This is a genomic window from Planktothrix sp. FACHB-1355 (genome assembly GCF_014748295.1).
Classification (GTDB): domain Bacteria; phylum Cyanobacteriota; class Cyanobacteriia; order Cyanobacteriales; family Aerosakkonemataceae; genus Aerosakkonema; species Aerosakkonema funiforme_A.
This window is the reverse complement of sequence record NZ_JACJUP010001259.1, coordinates 1-1926: the sequence shown is the minus strand read 5'-3', so window position 1 is coordinate 1926 and position 1926 is coordinate 1. Positions and strand designations below refer to the sequence as shown.

Annotated in this window: 5 protein-coding genes; 1 reads left to right on the top strand and 4 read right to left on the bottom strand. The window is 48.1% G+C overall.

Annotated elements, in window-relative coordinates; genetic code table 11:
• The 4 genes from H6S82_RS31405 to H6S82_RS31395 all read right to left on the bottom strand — a co-directional run.
• Positions 1–137 (bottom strand): hypothetical protein (locus tag H6S82_RS31405; protein WP_191057349.1); only part of this gene is annotated, 137 nt, incomplete at its 3' end.
• Between the two features lie 2 nt (positions 138–139).
• Positions 140–793, bottom strand: a complete 654-nt coding sequence (locus H6S82_RS31400) for a chemotaxis protein CheB (RefSeq protein ID WP_199315553.1) — start codon at positions 791–793, stop codon at positions 140–142.
• A complete protein-coding gene (locus H6S82_RS34245) occupies positions 787–909 on the bottom strand; it encodes a hypothetical protein (protein ID WP_255512299.1) in 123 nt (40 codons plus the stop codon). The genes H6S82_RS31400 and H6S82_RS34245 overlap by 7 nt, the downstream gene beginning before the upstream one ends.
• Positions 906–1229, bottom strand: a complete 324-nt coding sequence (locus H6S82_RS31395; RefSeq protein ID WP_190473310.1) for a hypothetical protein — start codon at positions 1227–1229, stop codon at positions 906–908. Before H6S82_RS31395 ends, H6S82_RS34245 begins: the two co-directional genes overlap by 4 nt.
• Between H6S82_RS31395 and H6S82_RS31390 the strand changes: the two genes are divergently transcribed.
• A partial coding sequence (locus tag H6S82_RS31390; RefSeq protein ID WP_191057348.1) for a chemotaxis protein CheB occupies positions 1220–1926 on the top strand: 707 nt, incomplete at its 3' end. The two genes, H6S82_RS31395 and H6S82_RS31390, sit on opposite strands and share 10 nt — an antisense overlap.

Below are 1926 nucleotides of genomic sequence, written 5' to 3'. Positions count from 1 at the left end.
ATATCGACCCGCTGCATACGCTTTTTTGTCAGGCGCATTAAGCTGGGGCGTTTGTAACCTGTAAAATCAAAACCCCGACTCTGCTTGAGGTACTGTAGCAACGTTTCAAATTGTTCGTCTTTGGGGGCAATGCTCATCGTTAGATCTGCCCTCCCATTACTAAATTTTTGATGGCATCTGCGATTTTGTCCAGTGGCAGAATCCAATCAACGCAGCCAGTATCGATCGCCGCAGCAGGCATACCGAAAACTTGTGATGTACTTTCGTCCTGTGCAATTACCTTCCCACCCATTTTTTTAATTGCTTCTACTCCTTTTGAGCCATCCATATTTGCTCCCGTCAAGATTACGGCGAGCGCTCTTTTCTGATATTTTTCTGCTACCGATTTAAACAATATCTCCGCAGAGGGACGCACAGAATGCACTTTTTCAGTTTGAGTAAGAGAAACAGTACTGTCGAGGTTAACCAATAAGTGGCGATCGGGTGCGGCAACGTAAACTGTACCTGGAATCACTTGTTCTCCTTCTTCAGCCTGCTTTACTCGCAAGGGCGTGCAACGGTTGAGGATTTCTGCTAAAAAACTGCGATGCTGGCCAGACATATGCTGCACCACTACGATCCGCGCTGGAAAATCAGCCGGTAGGCTGGACAAAATGCAACTCAAAGCGTTCAGTCCCCCAGCCGAAGCCGCCAGAGCTACAATGTCAAAAGCTGGACTGATACTGCATTCGGTTGCCATAATGTCTTCCGGTTTTGCAGGTAACAACCTTGACGTTACTTTCGTTTTCACCATTTTTCACCAGTAAGTAACGAAACTTTACCGAATACGGCGTCAGGCTCCACCCGATAGCGTTGCAGGATGGAGATGGATAGCCGGATGATGACTAAACCATCCCCGACCGTTGTCAATCGTTAGGTTGACCGGGAAGTGGGGTCGCCAACGGCAAGAACCAAAAGCTTGCCAAGCGTGACTGCTGCTGTTGAGTGTCTGGATATAGACTGATTTTGACTACCTTTAATATGTTAAAAGAAATATAATTTACGATAAAATTATCGCAGAAATTGTTAGTTTCTGACCAGTCATCAAACATCTCCTCCAAAAGAATATTAAAGGCAGGCAGGATGCCTACCCCACAAGAATTTTTGGAGATGTCTATTAAACCACAGTAAAGAGTCCTTCCATCCCACCCCATAAGCCGCTCGATCGCAGCTAAAAAATATGCCCACACGCGACATTATCGTTATCGGAGCCTCAGCGGGCGGAGTGGAAGCACTGATAAAATTAGCTGGCGATCTGCCTTTGGATATACCGGCTGCTATCTTTGTGGTTGTTCACTTTCCCTCCTACACCAAAAGCGTTCTGCCACAAATCCTCAGCCGCGCAGGTGCTTTGAAAGCAGAACACGCTAAAGACGGGCAAGAGATCGAACGCGGGTATATCTATGTAGCACCTCCGGATTGGCACTTAATTGTAAAACGCAAACATCTTCACCTGTCTGGCGGCCCCAGAGAAAACAATCACCGACCTGCGATCGATACGCTATTTCGATCGGCAGCAGTAGCATACGGGCATCGGGTCATAGGTGTGGTCCTAACGGGCACACTGGACGATGGTACAGCAGGTTTGTTAGCGGTGAAGCAACGAGGTGGAGTTGCAGTTGTACAAGACCCGGACGATGCGCTTTTTGGGGAAATGCCGCGCAGTGCGATCGACAACGTACAGGTTGACTGCATATTACCACTGTCGGAGATTGCAGGTGTGTTGGTAAAGTTAGCGCACGAGTCAGTCGAAGAAGAAGCCGATCGCCCTTCCAATAGTATGGAAATAGAATCTGCTTTGGCTCAGATGGATATGGATATTCTGCAAAGCGACGGTAGACCCGGAACGCCCTCGGCTTTTGCGTGTCCGGAATGTGGCGGTGTCTT

Coding starts and splice junctions, on each gene's coding strand:
- H6S82_RS31400 (WP_199315553.1), bottom strand. CDS start 793: ATGGTGAAAACGAAAGTAACGTCAAGGTTGTTACCTGCAAAACCGGAA.